Origin of the sequence: Catellatospora aurea, from assembly GCF_042663325.1 — a bacterium.
Lineage (GTDB): Bacteria > Actinomycetota > Actinomycetes > Mycobacteriales > Micromonosporaceae > Catellatospora > Catellatospora aurea.
In genome coordinates this window covers 38,323-54,591 of the sequence record NZ_JBHTAC010000015.1, presented here as the reverse complement: position 1 = coordinate 54,591, position 16,269 = coordinate 38,323, and the positions used below count along the sequence as shown (strand labels likewise).

15 protein-coding genes are annotated in these 16,269 nt (G+C 73.3%); 6 read left to right on the top strand and 9 right to left on the bottom strand.

Features of this window, described 5'->3' with window-relative positions:
• The first annotated feature begins 114 nt into the window (after positions 1–114).
• Positions 115–1,338 carry a multidrug effflux MFS transporter gene (locus ACFQO7_RS16870; RefSeq protein ID WP_376807211.1) on the top strand — a complete coding sequence of 408 codons (1,224 nt, stop codon included), beginning with the start codon at positions 115–117 and terminating at the stop codon, positions 1,336–1,338.
• 12 nt (positions 1,339–1,350) lie between these two features.
• On the opposite strand, the gene ACFQO7_RS16865 is transcribed toward ACFQO7_RS16870, so the two are convergent.
• Complete coding sequence (locus ACFQO7_RS16865) at positions 1,351–1,836, bottom strand: hypothetical protein (protein ID WP_376807210.1); 486 nt, start codon at positions 1,834–1,836, stop codon at positions 1,351–1,353.
• 64 nt (positions 1,837–1,900) lie between these two features.
• Complete coding sequence (locus ACFQO7_RS16860; protein WP_376807209.1) at positions 1,901–2,578, bottom strand: DUF998 domain-containing protein; 678 nt, start codon at positions 2,576–2,578, stop codon at positions 1,901–1,903.
• A 157-nt stretch (positions 2,579–2,735) separates the two neighbouring features.
• Here ACFQO7_RS16860 and ACFQO7_RS16855 point away from each other — a divergent pair, with 157 nt between their 5' ends.
• Both ACFQO7_RS16855 and ACFQO7_RS16850 read left to right on the top strand, forming a co-directional pair.
• Positions 2,736–3,674 carry a hypothetical protein gene (locus ACFQO7_RS16855; protein ID WP_376807208.1) on the top strand — a complete coding sequence of 313 codons (939 nt, stop codon included), beginning with the start codon at positions 2,736–2,738 and terminating at the stop codon, positions 3,672–3,674.
• 1 nt (position 3,675) lies between these two features.
• Positions 3,676–5,094, top strand: coding sequence for a sigma-70 family RNA polymerase sigma factor (locus tag ACFQO7_RS16850; protein WP_376807207.1), 1,419 nt, complete (start codon positions 3,676–3,678; stop codon positions 5,092–5,094).
• A gap of 83 nt (positions 5,095–5,177) precedes the next feature.
• Here ACFQO7_RS16850 and ACFQO7_RS16845 read toward each other — a convergent pair whose 3' ends face one another.
• Genes ACFQO7_RS16845 through ACFQO7_RS16830 form a run of 4 tightly spaced genes read right to left on the bottom strand, consistent with a single transcriptional unit; the run spans position 5,178 to position 9,051 of the window.
• Positions 5,178–5,954, bottom strand: coding sequence for an ABC transporter ATP-binding protein (locus ACFQO7_RS16845; RefSeq protein WP_376807206.1), 777 nt, complete (start codon positions 5,952–5,954; stop codon positions 5,178–5,180).
• Positions 5,951–7,009, bottom strand: coding sequence for a FecCD family ABC transporter permease (locus ACFQO7_RS16840; protein WP_376807205.1), 1,059 nt, complete (start codon positions 7,007–7,009; stop codon positions 5,951–5,953). The genes ACFQO7_RS16845 and ACFQO7_RS16840 overlap by 4 nt, the downstream gene beginning before the upstream one ends.
• 1 nt (position 7,010) lies before the next feature.
• Positions 7,011–8,036 carry a FecCD family ABC transporter permease gene (locus ACFQO7_RS16835; RefSeq protein WP_376807204.1) on the bottom strand — a complete coding sequence of 342 codons (1,026 nt, stop codon included), beginning with the start codon at positions 8,034–8,036 and terminating at the stop codon, positions 7,011–7,013.
• A gap of 10 nt (positions 8,037–8,046) precedes the next feature.
• Positions 8,047–9,051 carry an ABC transporter substrate-binding protein gene (locus tag ACFQO7_RS16830; RefSeq protein WP_376807203.1) on the bottom strand — a complete coding sequence of 335 codons (1,005 nt, stop codon included), beginning with the start codon at positions 9,049–9,051 and terminating at the stop codon, positions 8,047–8,049.
• A 237-nt stretch (positions 9,052–9,288) separates the two neighbouring features.
• Here ACFQO7_RS16830 and ACFQO7_RS16825 point away from each other — a divergent pair, with 237 nt between their 5' ends.
• Positions 9,289–9,999, top strand: a complete 711-nt coding sequence (locus ACFQO7_RS16825; protein WP_376807202.1) for a helix-turn-helix domain-containing protein — start codon at positions 9,289–9,291, stop codon at positions 9,997–9,999.
• On the opposite strand, the gene ACFQO7_RS16820 is transcribed toward ACFQO7_RS16825, so the two are convergent.
• Positions 9,981–10,559: a dihydrofolate reductase family protein gene (locus ACFQO7_RS16820; protein WP_376807201.1), complete on the bottom strand. Its 579-nt coding sequence runs from the start codon at positions 10,557–10,559 to the stop codon at positions 9,981–9,983. The two genes, ACFQO7_RS16825 and ACFQO7_RS16820, sit on opposite strands and share 19 nt — an antisense overlap.
• 187 nt (positions 10,560–10,746) lie before the next feature.
• Here ACFQO7_RS16820 and ACFQO7_RS16815 point away from each other — a divergent pair, with 187 nt between their 5' ends.
• Positions 10,747–13,488: a helix-turn-helix transcriptional regulator gene (locus ACFQO7_RS16815; RefSeq protein WP_376807200.1), complete on the top strand. Its 2,742-nt coding sequence runs from the start codon at positions 10,747–10,749 to the stop codon at positions 13,486–13,488.
• Positions 13,489–13,675: 187 nt separating this feature from the next.
• Here the strand turns inward: ACFQO7_RS16815 and ACFQO7_RS16810 are convergent, their stop codons facing one another.
• Both ACFQO7_RS16810 and ACFQO7_RS16805 read right to left on the bottom strand, forming a co-directional pair.
• Positions 13,676–14,482 (bottom strand): GNAT family N-acetyltransferase, encoded by an 807-nt coding sequence (locus ACFQO7_RS16810; protein ID WP_376807199.1) that lies wholly within the window; start codon positions 14,480–14,482, stop codon positions 13,676–13,678.
• A gap of 97 nt (positions 14,483–14,579) precedes the next feature.
• Entirely contained in the window at positions 14,580–15,467 is an 888-nt protein-coding gene (locus tag ACFQO7_RS16805; protein WP_376807312.1) for an aminoglycoside phosphotransferase family protein, read from the bottom strand.
• A gap of 138 nt (positions 15,468–15,605) precedes the next feature.
• On the opposite strand from ACFQO7_RS16805, the gene ACFQO7_RS16800 reads away from it, so the two are divergent.
• Complete coding sequence (locus ACFQO7_RS16800; RefSeq protein ID WP_376807198.1) at positions 15,606–16,133, top strand: GNAT family N-acetyltransferase; 528 nt, start codon at positions 15,606–15,608, stop codon at positions 16,131–16,133.
• Positions 16,134–16,269: the final 136 nt, after the last annotated feature.

The window sequence follows — 16,269 nt, the reverse complement described above, 5'->3', positions numbered from 1 at the left end:
CTTCCGGGTTGTGACCTGCGACACCTCAGGGGCGGGGAATCTACCCGCCGGTATCCAGTTGATGTCAGCGTGACCTCGACTCCCGCCGCAGCCTCTGCTCCGCCCGGTGAACTGATGAGCGGCGGGCAGCGGCTGCGGCTGGTGCTCGTCCTCGGCTCGCTGATCGCGATCGGCCCGCTGACCATCGACATGTACCTGCCGGCCCTGCCCGCGATCACCGACAACCTCGGCACGACCTCCACCGCCGTGCAGCTCACCCTGACCGGCACTCTGGCCGGCCTCGGCCTGGGCCAGCTGGTGATCGGCCCGCTGTCCGACGCCTACGGCCGCCGCCGGCCGCTGATCCTCGGGCTGCTGCTGCACGTGCTCGCCTCCGCCCTGTGCGTCGTCGCCCCCGATGTCGTGAGCCTGGGCGCGCTGCGCGTCCTGCAGGGCCTCGGCGTCGCGGCATCCTCGGTCGTGGCCATGGCCGTCGTCCGGGACCTGTTCAGCGGGGCGGCGTTCGCCCGGCTGTTCTCCCGCCTGATGCTCGTCATGGGCGCGGCCCCGGTGCTCGCGCCGACGCTGGGCGGGGCGGTGCTGCGCTGGACGCAGTGGCGGGGCGTGTTCGTGGCGCTGGCCGGATTCGGGGTCGCGCTGACCCTGGTGGCGATGTTCGGCCTGCGCGAGACCCTGCCCGTCGAGCGGCGGCGCACCGGCGGAGCGGCGGGCACCCTGCGGATGTACGGCACGCTGCTGCGGGACCGGACGTTCGTCGGGCTGGTGCTCGTGGCGGGCCTGGCCATGGCCGGGCTGTTCGCGTACGTCGCGGGTTCGTCGTTCGTGTTCCAGCAGCAGTACGGCCTGGACGAGCAGCAGTTCGCGATCGTCTTCGGCTCCGGGGCGGCGGGGCTGATCGGCGCGACCCAGCTCAACGTGCGCCTGCTGCGCCGGTACACCCCGCAGGGCATCCTGCTCGGCGCGCTGGCGGGCGGCGCGGGCGCGGCGGCGGTCCTGCTGATGCTGACCGTGACCGGGTTCGGCGGTCTGCCCGCGCTGCTCTGCGCCCTGTGGACGGTCCTGGCCGCCTGCGGCCTCGCGCTGCCCAACGCGCCCGCCCTGGCGATGTCGCGCCACGGCGAAGCGGCCGGAACGGCGGCGGCGCTGCTGGGCGCGGTGCAGTTCGGCGTCGGGGCGGTGGCCGCGCCGATGGTCGGCGTGCTGGGTGCGGACGCGCCGGCGATGGCCGTCGTGATCCTCGCCGGGATGGCGGCCGCGGCGGCGATCGCCGTCCCGGTGGTGCGCGCGGCCCGGTTCGAGGGCTCGCTCGCCGAACCGGCGGCCGTGCACCTCGGCTGACGCGCCACCCGGTCAGCTGGCGGGCATGTTCTCCCAGGCCCGGTGCAGGCGGCCGGTCAGGGCGGTCTCGGCCGCTTCCATGCGCTCGACCGCGTTGCGCAACGCCTCGCTCTCGCTGCGCGGGCGGGCCATCGTGTTCGCCCAGTCCTCCTCGGCGGCGGCGCCCGCGTCGGAGATCTCGCGGTGGATGTCGCTCAGCGCCGCGAGGTAGTCGCGGGCGGCCGTCTCGATCTCGGCGTCCAGCACGCTGCGCTTCTCGATCAGGAAGATGTTGAGGTGCCGGGCCTGCTCGGCCAGCGCCTCGGCGGAGATGGCCCCACCCCGGGACAGGATCTGCAGCTGGCGCAGCCGGGTCTGCAGTTCCTCGATCGCACCCGCGCTGCGCTGGCTCAGCTCCCGGGTGCGCCGGTTGCGCTCGGTGCGCCGCCACTGCAGGAAGCCGAGCCCGACGGCCAACGCGCCGCCGAGGAATCCGAGCACGGGTCCAAGAATGTCCACGATCGACATAGTGCAGCAGAGCGGTGATCTACCGCGAGTGGGGAGCCGAGCCCGATTCTGTCGGTTATCCGGCCGCGGACCGGCTCCGAGCGCCGACGACCTGGGCGGCAGACTCCGCACCTGCCGTGACCTGCCGCGGCACCGGCCGGCACAGCAGCACCCCGGTGACGACGACCCAGACCACCAGCGGCGCCAGCGCGACCCGCTCCAGCACGCTGGTGAACAGGCCCCGGCCGATCGCCAGCAGGCCGACCACCAGCAGCAGCGCCAGGGGCAGCGTCACCGCGGCGAACGCCCGCGCAACGGCGCGCAGCACCGGCTGCAGCGAGGCCAGCGCCACGACGGACATCGCCAGCACCGCCAGCCCGACGGCGACCACGCTCGCCCCGGCGTGCACCAGGTCCGCGGGCGTCGACGGCTCGTAGGGCGGCAGCGGGCAGCCCGGCGTGCACGACACCGCCGCCGAACCCGCGCCGAAGACGCTCGCGGTGACCAGCATCCCGCACACGAACGGCACCAGCCGCCGCAGCGCCAGCCCGAGCAACGCCAGCGAACCGGCCAGGGTCAGGATGCCCACCCGGTACACCCCGCCCCGGGGGCTGGAGGCCACGCCGCCCTCGCTGATGTACCCGCGGGTCCAGGGCTCGGGCAGCACGCCGAGCGCGTACATCACGGCGGCGGTGCCGGCGACCGCGGCGGCGACGGCGAGCCCGGCCGCCCATCGTGACCTGTCCGAAGGCATGATCCACCCTACCCGCGCCGGTTCGCCGGAAACCCGGCCGCGAACGATCGTGCGGCACGTCACCCCGGCCGCGAAAACAGTGGCGCGGAAAGTGTTGTCCCTGCCGCCGCCCGGTGCTCCTACTCCCGACAGACCCACCTTTCGGAAGGGGAACACCATGAAACTCCGGATCGCCCTGGCCGCGCTCGCGGTCAGCGCCGCCGCGGTCCTGGTCGCGGCTCCGGCCTCGGCCGTGCCGAACATGTCGCTGGTGTCGGCGGTCTCCGCGGTCGACTCGACGGCGGAGAAGTCGGCGCTGGCCAGCTGCCCCACCGGCACCCGGGTGCTGGGCGGCGGCGGGTTCATCTCCGGCGGCAACCGGCAGGTGAGCTTCACCCGGCTGCAGGCACTGGGCAGCTCCGACGACTTCACCGCCTCGGCCGCCGAGATCGGCGCGTACGGGTCCGCCTGGCAGGTGCACGCGTACGCCATCTGCGGCACGGCCCCGGCCGGGCTCGAGTACGTCAGCTACCTGACCCTGTCGGACTCCTCGGCGAGCAAGTCCGCCACCGCGACCTGCCCGGCGGGCAAGCAGCTGCTCAGCACCGGTGCCCGGGTGCTCAACGGCGGCGGCCGGGTCATCATCAACAGCTCCATCCCGGCGGCCGGCCTGGCCTCCACCACCTCCACCGCGTACGAGGCCCAGGGCGGTTTCGCCGGGAACTGGAGCCTGTACAGCTACGGGGTGTGCGCCAACCCGCTGCCCGGCCTGCAGCTGGTATCGGCGCTCGTCGGGCCCGACTCGACCGACGACGTCGTCGGGGCGAGCTGCCCGGTCGGCAAGTTCACGCACGGGCTCGGCGCGACCATGAGCACCCCGGCGGGCCAGGCGCTGTACGGCGGGCTCTACCCGTCCGGGGCGCTGGACCAGACCGTGGCGGTCGCGATGGAGGACGCCGACGGGTACGCCGGCAACTGGTCGACGCGGGTGTACGCGATCTGCGCGTCCTGTTCCGGCGGTGACGGCGGGCCGCACGGGCGGCCCGCCGTCACCGGCGGCTGTCGGCAACCCGCCGCCGACCTGCCCCATCCCCGAACATCTATCTACGGTGGTTGATGTGGACGACTCGACCCTCGCCGTCGCGCTGGCCGACGGCGACCCGGCGGCGCTGGACGCGGCCTACCGGCGCTACGCCGACCGCCTGGTCGCCTACGCGGCCACCATCGTCGGCGCGCCGGACGCCGCCGCCGACGCGGTGCACGACGCGTTCCTGCTCGCCGGGCGCAACGCGGCCGGCCTGCGCGACCCGGCGGCGCTGCGGCCGTGGCTCTACGCCATCACCCGCAACGTCGCGCTGCGCCAGGTGCGCCACCGGGCCCGGGTCGCCCCGGTCGACACGTTCGACCACCTCAGCGCCGGGTTCGCCGACCCGGCCGCCCGGGTGCACACCGACTACGTCGGGCGGCTGGTGCGTGCGGCCGGGGGCGGGCTGTCGGCCGCCGACCGGGAGGTCATCGAACTGGCGATCCGGCACAGCCTGTCCACCGGCGAGATCGCGGCCGCGCTGGGCGTGTCGGTCAAGCACGCCAACGCGCGGCTGTCGCGGGCGCGCGCGGGGCTGGCCGACGCGCTCGGGGCGCTGCTGGTCGCGCGTACGCCGTCGGCCTGCCAGGACCTCGCCGACCTGCTCGGCGGCTGGGACGGCACGCTGACCCCGCTGCTGCGCAAGCGGCTGCACCGGCACATCGAGCAGTGCGCCCTGTGTTCCGCCGTCCGGGGACGGCAGATGGACCCGCGTACGCTGCTCACCGTCTTCGCGGCCCTGGCCTTCCCCGCCGCACCGGACAGCACCCGGCCCTCGACCGACCACCACGCCATGGAACCACGCCAGGCCGGTGGCGAGCCGTGCTGGAACCGCGAGACCGGGTTCCCCGAACAGCCTCCCCGGGGTCTGCTGCGCGGCCGTCCTGTGCTGGCCGTGGCCGCGGTGCTGCTGCTCGCCACGTGCGGTGGCGCGGCCGGAATCGGCGCGGCCGGGCTGCCGGTCGCGCAGGTCACCACCAGTCCGGAGCCGATGGCCTGGGAACCGGGCGAACCGGGCCTGGCCGCGCCCTCGGCTGCCGACCCGACCGGCGGGCTGGCTTCACCGACGGCCGGTTCCGGGTCGCCGTCGACCGCGCCGCCGACCCGCACCGCCCGGCCGTCACCGCGGCGCAGCGCGCCACCGCGCAGCCCGTCGCCACGGCCGCCGTTCGCCCGGACCTCCGTCACCGAGGTGATCTGCACCGCCTCCGGCGGCCTGCACGCGGTGTATCGCGTCTACACCGACAGCCCGCTGTCCGGCGCGACGCTGCACCGCGAGCTGCGCGGGTTCACGCGGCGGCAGGCGATGACAGTGTCCGCGGACCGGCTGAGCGCCCATTTCGCGGTGACGGCCGCATCGACCGGGCCGTTCACCTGGTCGGTCGAGCTGTCCACGGCAGACGGTCGCACCCTGCGCACTCCGAACCGCGTGCTGACCAAGGATTGCGGCTAGGGCCGCGGCACGACCGCAGGCGCGGTGCCTTCCGTCACGCACCCCTGTCCGGTTGCGCATCGGGCGGTCTCGGCCGGCGCGCTCTAGTCGGCCGGCACGATGATCGGCGTTCCCGCCACCGGGTCGGCGACGACGACGCAGGCCAGGCCGAAGACCTTCTGAATCAGCTCGGCGGTGATGACCTCGCCCGGGGCGCCCTCGGCGACGATGGCGCCGCCCGCCATCGCGATGATGTGGTCGCAGTACCGGCCGGCGAGGTTGATGTCGTGCAGCACCGCGACGATCGTCTTTCCCGCCTGCCCGTTCAGGGTGCGCAGCAGGCGCAGCAGCTCCACCTGGTGGTTGATGTCCAGGTAGGTGGTCGGCTCGTCGAGCAGCAGCAGGTCGGTGTCCTGGGCCAGGGCCATCGCGATCCACACCCGCTGCCGCTGCCCGCCGGACAGCGCCCGCAGCGGCCGGTTGACCAGGTCCGCGGTGTCGGTCGCGTCGAGGGCGCGGGCGACGGCGTCATGGTCGCGGTCGGTCCAGGTGCGGAACCAGCCCTGGTGCGGGTACCGGCCCCGGCCGACCAGGTCGGCGACGGTGATGCCGTCCGGGGCGATCGGGGACTGCGGCAGCAGCCCGAGCACCTTGGCGACCTCCAGGGTGCTCAGGCCGGCCATGGCCTTGCCGTCGAGCAGGACGTCGCCCGAGCGGGGGCGCAGCAGCCGGGCCAGGCCGCGCAGCAGCGTGGACTTGCCGCAGGCGTTCGCGCCGACGATCGCGGTCACCTTGCCGTCGAGGACGGTGACGTCGAGGTCGCGGACGATCGGCTCGGCGTCGTAGCCGAGGGTGAGGCCTTCGGCGCGCAGTCGGCTCATCCGCCTGCTCCCTTCCGGTTGGTCGTGGCCAGCAGCCACAGCAGGTACGGTGCGCCGACCGCGCCGGTGACCACACCGGTCGGCAGCGCGGTGGGCAGCAGGTGCACGGCGACGAGGTCGGCGGACAGCAGCAGCATCGCGCCGACGAGCGCGGCCGCGACGATGCCGCCGGTGGCGGGGCCGAGCAGCCGGTTGGCGATCGGCCCGGCGACCAGCGCGACGAACACGATCGGTCCCGCGACCGCGACGGCGAGCGCGACGAGCAGCACCGCCGTGGCCAGCAGCGCGGCCCGGGTCAGCTCGACGCGGGAGCCGAGCGCGCGGGCGGTGTCGTCGCCGAGTTCGAGCACGCGCAGTTTGCGCGACAGGACCACGGCCAGCGGCAGCAGCACGACCAGCGCGCCGCCGAGCAGTTTCAGCTCGTCGTCGCCGGCCTGGCCGACCGAGCCGGTCAGCCAGTGCATGGCCTGCCGGGCCTCGAACAGCTCCGCCTTGATCAGCATGTAGCCGGTGAGGCCCTCGAAGAACACGGCGACGCCGATGCCGATGAGGATGAACCGGTAGCCGCTGACCCCGTCGCGCCAGGCGAGCAGGTACATGACCAGGGCCGCGGTGACCGCGCCACCGAGCGCCAGCAGGCAGACGGCGAGCCCGCCGACCTGGAACAGGACGATGCCGCTGACCGCGGCCAGGCTCGCCCCGGAGGTGATGCCGACGAAGTCGGGTGAGGCGAGCGGGTTGCGCAGCAGCTGCTGGAACACGGTGCCGGACGCGCCGAGGGCGAGGCCGACGGTCAGCGCCGACAGGGCGGTCGGCAGGCGCAGGCCGCGTACCACGAAGTCGACGCTGGGCACGTCGGCCAGGTGCAGCACCGACGTGACGACCTCACCGGCGGTGAGGCGGAAGCTGCCGACCATCATGGTGAGCACGAACAGGGCGGCGACGGCGGCGGTGAGGCCGGTGGTCGCGGCGAACGCGCGTGCGGCGCGGTGGCGGCGGGTGGCCCGCAGCGCGGCCGCGGTGGCGGCGCTGGTCCGGGTGGCGGTTGCTGTCATGTCAGGCCTCCGACAACCTGCCGTAGCGGACGATGCCGACGAACACCGGCGCGCCCAGGACCCCGAGCACGACCCCGACCTGCAGCTCCCCGGGCGCGGCGACGACCCGGCCGACGATGTCGGCGAGCAGCAGCACGATCGGGGCGAGCAGCATCGAGTACGGCAGGATCCAGCGGTAGTCGGGACCGCAGATGAACCGGGCCAGGTGCGGCACGATCAGTCCGACGAACACGACGGGGCCGCACGCGGCGGTCGCGGCTCCGGCGAGCACGGCGACGACGGCGAACGCGGCGGCGCGGGTGAGCCCGACCCGCTGGCCCAGGCCACGGGCGGTGTCCTCGCCCAGGGCGAGGCCGTTGAGCGCCCTGCCGCAGGCCAGCGACGCGATCAACCCGACGATCAGGAACGGGGCGACCCCGGACAGGATCGGGGCGTACCGGCCGGCGAGCGAGCCGACCTGCCAGAAGCGCAGCTCGTTGAGGGCGTCCACATTGGTCATGACGATGCCGGTGGTGAGCGAGCCCATGCCGGCGGTGACGGCGGCTCCGGCGAGGGCGAGCTTGACCGGGGTCGCGCCCTCCCGGCCCAGTGACGCGATGGCGTAGACCAGCAGGACCGCCAGGATCGCCCCGGCGAACGCGAACCAGATGTAGACGTTCACGCCGCGTACGCCGAGCACGGTGATGGCCAGCACGACGAACGCGGCGGCGCCGGAGTTGACGCCCATGATCCCGGTGTCGGCGAGCGGGTTGCGGGTGACGCCCTGCAGGACCGTCCCGGCGACGCCGAGGGCCGCGCCGACTCCGACGCCGAGCAGGGTGCGCGGCACGCGCATCTCGACGGTGACGGTGTGCTCGATGGAGCTTCCGTCCAGCCCGGCCAGCGCGCGCAGCACGTCGGTCAGGCCGATGTCGCGGGAGCCGAGGGTGATGCTCAGGAAGGCGACCAGGGCGAGGATCACGCAGAGCATGGCGAGCCCGGGCCCGAGGGCCAGGGCTCGCCGCGCACGTACTGTCGAGGTGCTCATGTGCGGAGGGTCAGCTGCCGATGTTCTCGTCGGCGGCCTTGATCGCCGTGGTGAGCTTGTCCAGCTCGGTGGCGAAGTGGCCGAAGGTGTGCAGCCAGTACGCGGGCCAGGAGACGACCGCGTTCGCCTTGGCGGCCTTGATCGCGAACCAGGTCGGCTGCTTCTTGCCCCACTCGGCGTTGGCGGTGTCGGTGTAGGAGCGGCCGTCCCACAGGATCAGGTCGGGCTGGTACTTGTCGGCGTTCTCCCAGCTCAGGTTCTCCCAGTACGGGAAGCCGGGGTCGGGCTTGTCGGGGTTGACGACCTTCAGGCCCCACTTCTGGAAGTCGAGCAGCTCCGGCGCGTACTCGGGGTTGGCGACGTAGACCTTGTCGTCGGCCGGGGACATCGCCAGCGCGGTGAGGTTGGGCTTGCCCGCGACGGCCGCCTTGAACGCGGTGACGGCGTCCTCGTACTTCTTCTTGGCGGCGGCGATCTCCGGGGCGTCCACCTTGGCGCCGAGGCTCTGCGCGAGGTCCTCGTAGCCCTCGGCGAGGTCGGCGATCGACTTGCCCTGCGCGACGCCGACGATCGGGGCCAGCTCCTTGAGCTTCTTGCTCTTCTCGTCGACGCCCTCTTCGAGGCCGCTGTGCGCCTTCTCGGCGGGCCACCAGTCGGCGACGATCAGGTCGGGGCGCAGCGCGGCGGCCTTCTCGACGTCGATCTTGCCCCACTCCTCGCCGAGGATCTCGATGCCGGTGAGGTCGAGGCCCTTGAGGTTCGGGTCGGTCTTGACCGACTCGTCGGCGTAGATGCCGACCGGCTTGATGCCGAAGGACATGAGCGCGGCGGCCTCTCCGGCGTGCGCGATGATCCGGCTCGGCGTCTTGTCGGCCTTGACGAGTTCGCCGTTGCCGTTGGTGAACTGCCACGGGCCGGCCGACGTCGGCGTCGTCGCGGGGGTGTCGGTCGAGGCGCAGGCGGCGAGCGTCAGGCTCAGTGCCGCGGCGGCAACGATCGGGCGCCAGATGCGCATGGGGAAGTCCGTTCTCGCTTAAGGAAGGGCAACCTAAAGTTAGGTAAGGCTAACCGACTCCCTTTCGGCGGGGAAGCCCTCAGGTGACCCGGCTCACCCACCTTTCGGTCACGCTGCGTGATGCCGTCCTGAAGCGACAGTCAGGCGTACTCGACACGACCTGTCGGTATTCGACATCTTGGATGGACCCGCCGCCGACGCACCCGAAGGCAGGCCCCGGAGCCGTATCCTCGCCTGGTGGTGCTGCGGTTCGAGACGCGCGGGTCGGACTCCGCCTGGGTCGACTCCGTGTGGACCTGCACGAGCGAGCAGGTCACCGAGATGACGTCGGTGGCGGCGGTCCGCTGGGGCCTGGTCTTCTGGCGGCAGCGGGGCGCGGCGTACGCCGCCGTCACCGGCCCCGAGACCGGCGCCCGCACCGCTGCCGTGCCCGAAGGCGCCGCCTTCGTCGGCGTCGAGTTCGCCCTCGGCACGTCGCTGCGGGCCGTGCCCACGCCCGCCCTCGTCGACGCGGGCGTGGAACTGCCCGACACGACCCACCGCACGTTCCGGCTCGACGGCGCGCGCTGGGAGACCCCCGGCCCCGACGACGCCGAGGCCCTGGTCGAGCGGCTGGTCCGGGCCGGTGCCGTGGTCCGTGACCCGCTGGTCGCCGACGTGCTCCGGGGATACCGTCCCGACGTCTCGCCGCGCACCCTGCAACGCCGCTTCCAGGCCGCGACCGGCCTCACCCAGGGCACGGTGCGGCAGGTCGAACGAGCCCGGGAAGCCTCGGCCCTGCTGGCCGGCGGCGTCCCGATCGCCGACGTCGTCTTCAAGCTGGACTACTTCGACGCCCCGCACCTGGCCCGCGCACTGCGCCGGTACATCGGGCGCACCGCCCGGCAGCTGCACGACGGTGCCGGCGGTGCGATCGCCCTCGATCTGGATCAGACGGCGACGTCGTAGACCATCTTGACGACGCCGTTCGGGTAGGCCTCGGTCTCGCGCAGGCGCAGCGTCTTCTTGTCCAGGTCGGCCCGGCTGAACAGGCTCTTGCCGCCGCCGAGCAGCACCGGGAACACCAGCAGGTTGTACTGGTCGATCAGGCCCGCCTCCGACAGCCGCCGGGCCAGCTCCGCGCTGCCGTGGATGAAGATCGCGCCGCCCTCGCCCTGCTTGAGCGCGGCGACGTCCTCGGTCGAGCGCAGGATCGTCGTCTGGCCCCAGCCGTCGACCAGCGCGTCCTCGCCCAGCGTGCCCGAGACGACGTACTTGGGCAGGTCCTTGTAGGCGGCGTGGTCCGCCGAGTCGCGCCACGTCGGCGCGAACGCCTCGTAGCTGCGGCGACCGAACATCAGCGCGCTGGTCTGCGCCAGCTCCTCACCCTTGAGCGCGAACGCCTCCGGCAGGAACTCGATGTCCTTGAACACCCAGCCTCCGCTGCGGTGCTCCTCGCCCGGCCCGCCGCCCGGGGAGTCCACGACACCGTCGAGCGACATGAACGCGGTATAGACGAGATCGCGCATGGTGGTTCTCCTCATCATCGGGCGACCGGGTCGCCGCACTGGTCGCGTTCAGCCTAGGAGGCGGCGAACCCGATCGTCTTGTACGGAAACGACAGCCCGGCAGGCTGCGCGATGAGAGCGAGCCCACAGGCCCGTACGCCGGAAATGGGCCCCTGACCTGTCCGGCCGCGCCGGTAAGGTGTCGGCCGTGGGAAGTCAGCGAGGTGGGGTGAGCTCGACGATGGTCGGGCGTGACCGCGAGCTGCGGCAGTTGACGCAGCTGGTGGCGGCACGCCGTCCGGCCGTCGTCTTCGTCGGCGGCGAGCCCGGCATCGGCAAGACGCGGCTGGTCCGCGAGCTGCTGCCGACCCTTCCCGAGCAGGCCGTGGTGCTGGTCGGCCAGGCCGAACCCGACTCCCTGGCCCGCCCCTACGAGCTGCTGCTCGACGCGATCGACGGCGCCGACGGGGCGCAGGTCGACGCCGAGCGGCTGGCCGCGCTGACCGACCCGCGGCGCAGCCCCGTCGAGCGCCTGCACAGCGGGCTTGCGCTGGTCGCCGACCTGGTCGGCGACGACCCCTCGGTGATCGTGTTCGAGGATCTGCACTGGGCCGACTCCGAGAGCGCCGCGCTGTTCGAGCGCCTGGCCGACACCGACGGCCCGCGCCTGCTCATCGGCACGTACCGGCCGGACGAGGTCAGCAGCCGGCACCCGCTCGCCTCGCTGCTGGAGCGGATGGAACGCCGGCACGCCGTGGCGCACCTGCGCCTGGAGCGGCTGACCGAGGCCGAGACCGCCGCGCTGCTGGCCACGGTCACCGGCCGCCCGGTGTCGTACCGCACCGCCGCCGCGCTCTACCACCGCACCGGCGGCAACCCCTTCTTCCTGGAGGAGCTGCTCGGCTCCTGCCGGCCCGAAGACCTGGACTCCCTGGTCGAGCAGCCGCTGCCGTGGAGCCTCGCCGAGGTGCTGCGCCGCCAGGTGGCCAGCCTCGACGCCGACGCGCAGCGGGTCGTCGAAGCCGCCGCGGTGCTCGGCAGGCGGGCCCCGTTCGATCTGCTCGCGACGGTCACCGGGGCCGGGGAGGACGAGCTGATCGGCATCCTGCGCGACCTGGTCGTGCGCGGCGTGCTGGTCGAGGCCGGCGAGGACGAGTTCAGCTTCCGGCACGCGCTGGTGCGCGAGGCGATCACCGGGCAGATGCTCGGCCGCCAGCGCCGCCGCCTGCACGAGAGCGCCCTGGAGGCGCTGCTCGACGGCGGCGACGCCGACCCGGCCCTGGTCGCCCACCACGCCCAGGCCGCCGGCCGGTACGCCGACATGGTGTCCGCCGCCCGCCGCGGCGCGGTGCTGTACCTGGCCATCGGGTCGGCCTACCAGGCACTGCAGCTGGCCGAGATGGGCATGGCCGAAGACCCCGAGGACCTGACCCTGCTGTCGGCCGCGGCCCGCGCGGCGTGGCTGGCCGGGCTGCTCGACGACGCCGCCGGGTACGCCCAGCGCTGGCGCGACCTGTCCACCGGCCCCACCGACCGCGCGGACGCGCTCTACCTGCTCATCCGGCTCGCCTGGGAGGCCGACGACGAGCCGTGGATGGAGCGGGTCACCGCCGACATCGAACGGCTCATCGCCCAGCTGCCGCCCGGCGCGGACAAGGCCCGCGCGATGACCGCGGTGGCGCAGTCGGCGATGCTGCGCGACCATGACGACGCGGCCCTCGACTTCGCGGACCGGGCCCTGGCGCTGGCCGACGAGTTCGACCTGCCGCAGATCCGGCTGGCCGCCCTGGTCGAGAAGGGCACCGTGCTCACCGGCGACCCGAACCGGTCCGCGGAGGGCCGGGCCATCCTGTCCGGGCTCGTCGACGAGGCCGAGAAGCTCGGCGAGTGGGTGCTCGCCGCGCGGGCGCTGAACCGGCTGGTCAACATGCCGCAGACGTCCTCGCTGACCCAGCAGGCCGAGCTGCTGGAACGGATGCGCGGCGACGCCGAGCGGGCCGGTTTCGAGGCGCTCGCGGTCGCCGCGTACTTCCAGGGCCTGGCCCGCCTGGCCATGCGCGAAGGCGACCTGCAGGCCGCGATCGGCGCGCTCGACGAAGGCCGCTCCCGCGACCGCGGCTACCTGCACTCGGGCCGCAGAGCCGACTTCCACGCCGTGTTCCTGGCCGGGTTGTGCCTGGAGTCCGGCAACCTCGACCGCGTGCAGCGCCTGATCAGCGACCTGTCCGTCATCGAGAAGGTCGACCCGATAGTGCTCGACAGCCTCGGGTTCCACCTGGCCTGCCGCCGCGGCGACCTCGACGCCGCCGACGCGCTGCTCGACCGGGTCCTCGACGACCTGCGCCGGCAGGCGTGGCGCAGCGGCGAGCAGGCCCACGACCTGCTGTCCGCGGCCCTGCACGCCGGGCTGCCGCTGCCCCGCCTGCGCCAGCTGGCCGACGAGCTGCTCGACGGGCAGGTCTGGGACCACTGGCGGGCACTGGTCGAGGCGCAGCTCGCCGAGGTGTGCGGGCAGGACTCGGCGGCCCTGGACGGCTACCGCTCCGTCGCCGAGTCACCGCTGCTGGCCCTGGCCGTACGCGGCACCGCCCATCTGGGCGCGGCCCGCTGCCTGCTCGCGCTCGGCCGCGACGCCGAGGCGGCCGGCTGCGTCGAACGCGCCGGCGAGCTGCTGCGCCGCTGGACCGGCTGGCGGGTGGAGCAGCTCGGCCAACTGCGGGCGCAGCTCGGCCTGGCCCCCGCCGACGGCCGCCAGACCATCACCGGCGTGGCCGCGCTGACCACCCGCGAACGCGAGGTGGCCCTGCTGGTCGCCGACGGCCTCACCAACGCCGAGCTGGCCCGCAGGCTCTACATCTCCCCGAAGACCGCCGCCGTGCACGTCTCCAGCATCCTGCGCAAACTGGGCGTCACCTCCCGCACCGAGGTCACCACCGCCCTCACCCGCTGACCCCACCCCGCTCGCCGCGTCCGCCGGCGCACGCGCGCCGCGCTCAAGATCGGCCGACTTGCCAGGCAGGTGGGCGAATGCGCGCTCAAGATACGCACGAGTGCCGGGCAAATCGAACGATCTTGGACCCTGCGCGGTGCGATGCGGCGCGGCGCGCGTGCGCCGGTGGTCGGGCGGCGCGGGCGGGTCAGCCGGGCACGCGGCAGAACAGGTGGGTCACCGCCAGCTCGCGGTAGCCGAGCCTGGCGTAGAAGTGCCTCGGCCAGTCGTCGGCGCTCGCCTCCAGGAACACCAGGTCGCATCCGGCCTGCCGGGCACGCTCCAAACCGGTGGCGAGCACCGCCCCGGCCAGGCCACGACCGCGGTGAGCGGGCTGGGTGTGCACGTCCTCGATCTGCGCGACGCCCGCACCCGCGTCAACGTACAGGTCGGCGCGCGCGACGACCTGCCCGCCCTCGCGTACGCCGAGGAAGGTCACCCGCGGCGCGGCCTGCAGCCGGGTTACCCGGCGGTCGACCAGGTGGTCGATGGCCTCGGCGCTGGCCTGCGGAAGCTCGGCCAGCCAGGACTCGCGGTCGGGTGCGCGCAGCTCGTCGAGGGAGATCTCGTTCACCGTCGCGGTCGCGCGGGGCTCGGGTGTCCGGCCGTCGTGGCGCATCAGCACATTGCGCTCGTGCACGTGGCCGGCCTCGGTCAGGGCCGGAGCGAGCGCCTCGCCCAGCTGCTCGTCGTGCACGACGATGTAGCGGTGCGCGAGCCCTTCGTCGGCGAGCAGCCGTTCCGCCGTCTCCAGCACGGTCGACACGTCGCCGCCGGTGACGACGAACTTGTTGTGGTCGTAGGAGTGTCGGTAGCGGCCGCTGAACACGGCGAAGCCGACAGGGGTGTCGACGACCCGCTCGGCCTGCCGACGCTGCGACGCGCGCTGGAAGTCGATCATCCGTACCGTGTCGTGCCGGTCCTGTTCGCTGACCGGTGCCTGCTCGGGGTTCATCTCGCCGCTCCGTCCGTCGGTCCCCACGGTGACGATCCGCCGTGGCGGGCACCATGCTGCCTGTCGTGACGGCGTTGGCGCACCCGTGTTTCCGCCGTCACTCCGTGGCCAGGATGCGGGCCAGGGTACGCCGGCCCATCAGGCTCATCGCCGGGTTGGTGTCGACGTAGTACCAGGCCGCGCCGAGTGCCTGCTCGAAGGCCCAGGCCTTGCCGCGTTCCCAGGTCAGGTCGTCGCAGCCGAGTCCGGTCCGCAGCACCTCGCGCGGCCCGGCTTCGAGCAGGTGCCACGCGCTCACCAGGTCGAGGGCGGGATCGGCCGGACCGAGTCCGCCGACGTCGAGCACCCCGGCCAGGCGGCCTTCGGCGACGAGCACGTTGCCGGGAATGAGGTCGCCGTGGTTCAGCACGTCCGGGGCCTCGCGCGGCAGGTCACGCAGCCGCGCCCAGATCCGCCGCAGTCGCGGCACGTCGAACAGCTGCTCGCTGCGGCCCAGGCAGGTCTGCACCCAGTCCTCATGGCCCCGCAGGTCACCGCCGCGACCGCCGCCCGCGAACCGACGGCCGCCGGTGCCGATGGCGCGCACCTCGGTGATGAACCGGACGAGGTCGCGCGCGAACGCCTCCGATTCGCCCGGGTCGTCGTCGGCGGCGATGACGCCGGGCACCCAGGTCTGCACCGCCCACGGCAGCGGGTATCCCGGTCCGGGCTCGCCGAAAGCGACCGGCTCCGGGGTCGGGAACCCCGTCCGGGAGGCCAGAGTTCGACCCGCCTCGGCCTCGACCTCCAGCCTGCGGCGAGCCTCCGGGAGGTCGAGCGGCTGCAGGCGGAAACGGGCGGTGAGGCCGTCGCCGATCCGGAAGATCGCGTTGACGGTGCCCTGCGAGCGCAGCTCGGTGACCGCCAGGTCCCGCCACTGCGGGAACTGCTCGGCGATCAGGGCGCGGACCGCCTCCGGGGACACGGTGAGCTGGTCAGAATGCATCTGCACCGGGGCAGCATTCCCGAACCGGCTGCGCGCGGCAACCTCATTCGCCCAGCCCGGGGCACGCGGCGACCCTGGCCCAGCCGATGAGCCACAAACCGATCGCCGGTCCGACGCGAGCGCCGTAGGGTCGCGTCCGTGACCGAGGACATGTTCAGCACCGAGCGCCTGCGGGTGCGCCACTTCACTCCCGACGATCTCGACGACTTCGCCGCGCTCTGCGCCGACCCGGCGGTGATGCGCTACGTCGGCGACGGCGACACGCTCGACCGGGCGGGTGTCGCCTACTGGATCGAGGTCTGCCAGGGCAAGTACGCCGACCGCGGGTACGGCACGTCTGCCGTGTTCGAGCGCGCGTCGGGCGACTTCGTCGGTTACTGCGGCGTGGTCCGGGCCCCGGGCAACGACTTCGACGAGCTGATCTACGTCTTCCATCAGCGTTTCTGGGGCTGTGGCTACGCCACCGAGGCGGGCCGGGCGATGCTCGACCACGTATTCGCGATCTCGTCGCTGGACGAGATCGCCGCGACGATCCACCCCGACAACCACGCCTCGATCAAGATCGCCGGCAAGCTCGGGATGGTCGAGCAACCCAGCCGGGTCGTCGAGGACGACGGGCCGTCGACGTTCTTCGCCATCACGCGTGAGCAGCACGCCGCCCGCTGATCCGACGCGGGTGGCGGTGCTGCTCTTGACAACGCACCTCCGTCGATGTTTTCTGTGAACGTTCACAGTCGGCCCCCCGGTTCCGCTGTGGACGCTCCCGATGTGTCTGTGAGCGACTCACACATCAGGAGGACAC

Bases quoted from the DNA above. Each gene is read 5' to 3' on its own strand.
- ACFQO7_RS16870 (WP_376807211.1), top strand. From the start codon at position 115: ATGAGCGGCGGGCAGCGGCTGCGGCTGGTGCTCGTCCTCGGCTCGCTG.
- ACFQO7_RS16860 (WP_376807209.1), bottom strand. From the start codon at position 2,578: ATGCCTTCGGACAGGTCACGATGGGCGGCCGGGCTCGCCGTCGCCGCC.
- ACFQO7_RS16855 (WP_376807208.1), top strand. From the start codon at position 2,736: ATGAAACTCCGGATCGCCCTGGCCGCGCTCGCGGTCAGCGCCGCCGCG.
- ACFQO7_RS16845 (WP_376807206.1), bottom strand. From the start codon at position 5,954: ATGAGCCGACTGCGCGCCGAAGGCCTCACCCTCGGCTACGACGCCGAG.
- ACFQO7_RS16840 (WP_376807205.1), bottom strand. From the start codon at position 7,009: ATGACAGCAACCGCCACCCGGACCAGCGCCGCCACCGCGGCCGCGCTG.
- ACFQO7_RS16835 (WP_376807204.1), bottom strand. From the start codon at position 8,036: ATGAGCACCTCGACAGTACGTGCGCGGCGAGCCCTGGCCCTCGGGCCC.
- ACFQO7_RS16830 (WP_376807203.1), bottom strand. From the start codon at position 9,051: ATGCGCATCTGGCGCCCGATCGTTGCCGCCGCGGCACTGAGCCTGACG.
- ACFQO7_RS16820 (WP_376807201.1), bottom strand. From the start codon at position 10,559: ATGCGCGATCTCGTCTATACCGCGTTCATGTCGCTCGACGGTGTCGTG.
- ACFQO7_RS16810 (WP_376807199.1), bottom strand. From the start codon at position 14,482: ATGAACCCCGAGCAGGCACCGGTCAGCGAACAGGACCGGCACGACACG.
- ACFQO7_RS16805 (WP_376807312.1), bottom strand. From the start codon at position 15,467: ATGCATTCTGACCAGCTCACCGTGTCCCCGGAGGCGGTCCGCGCCCTG.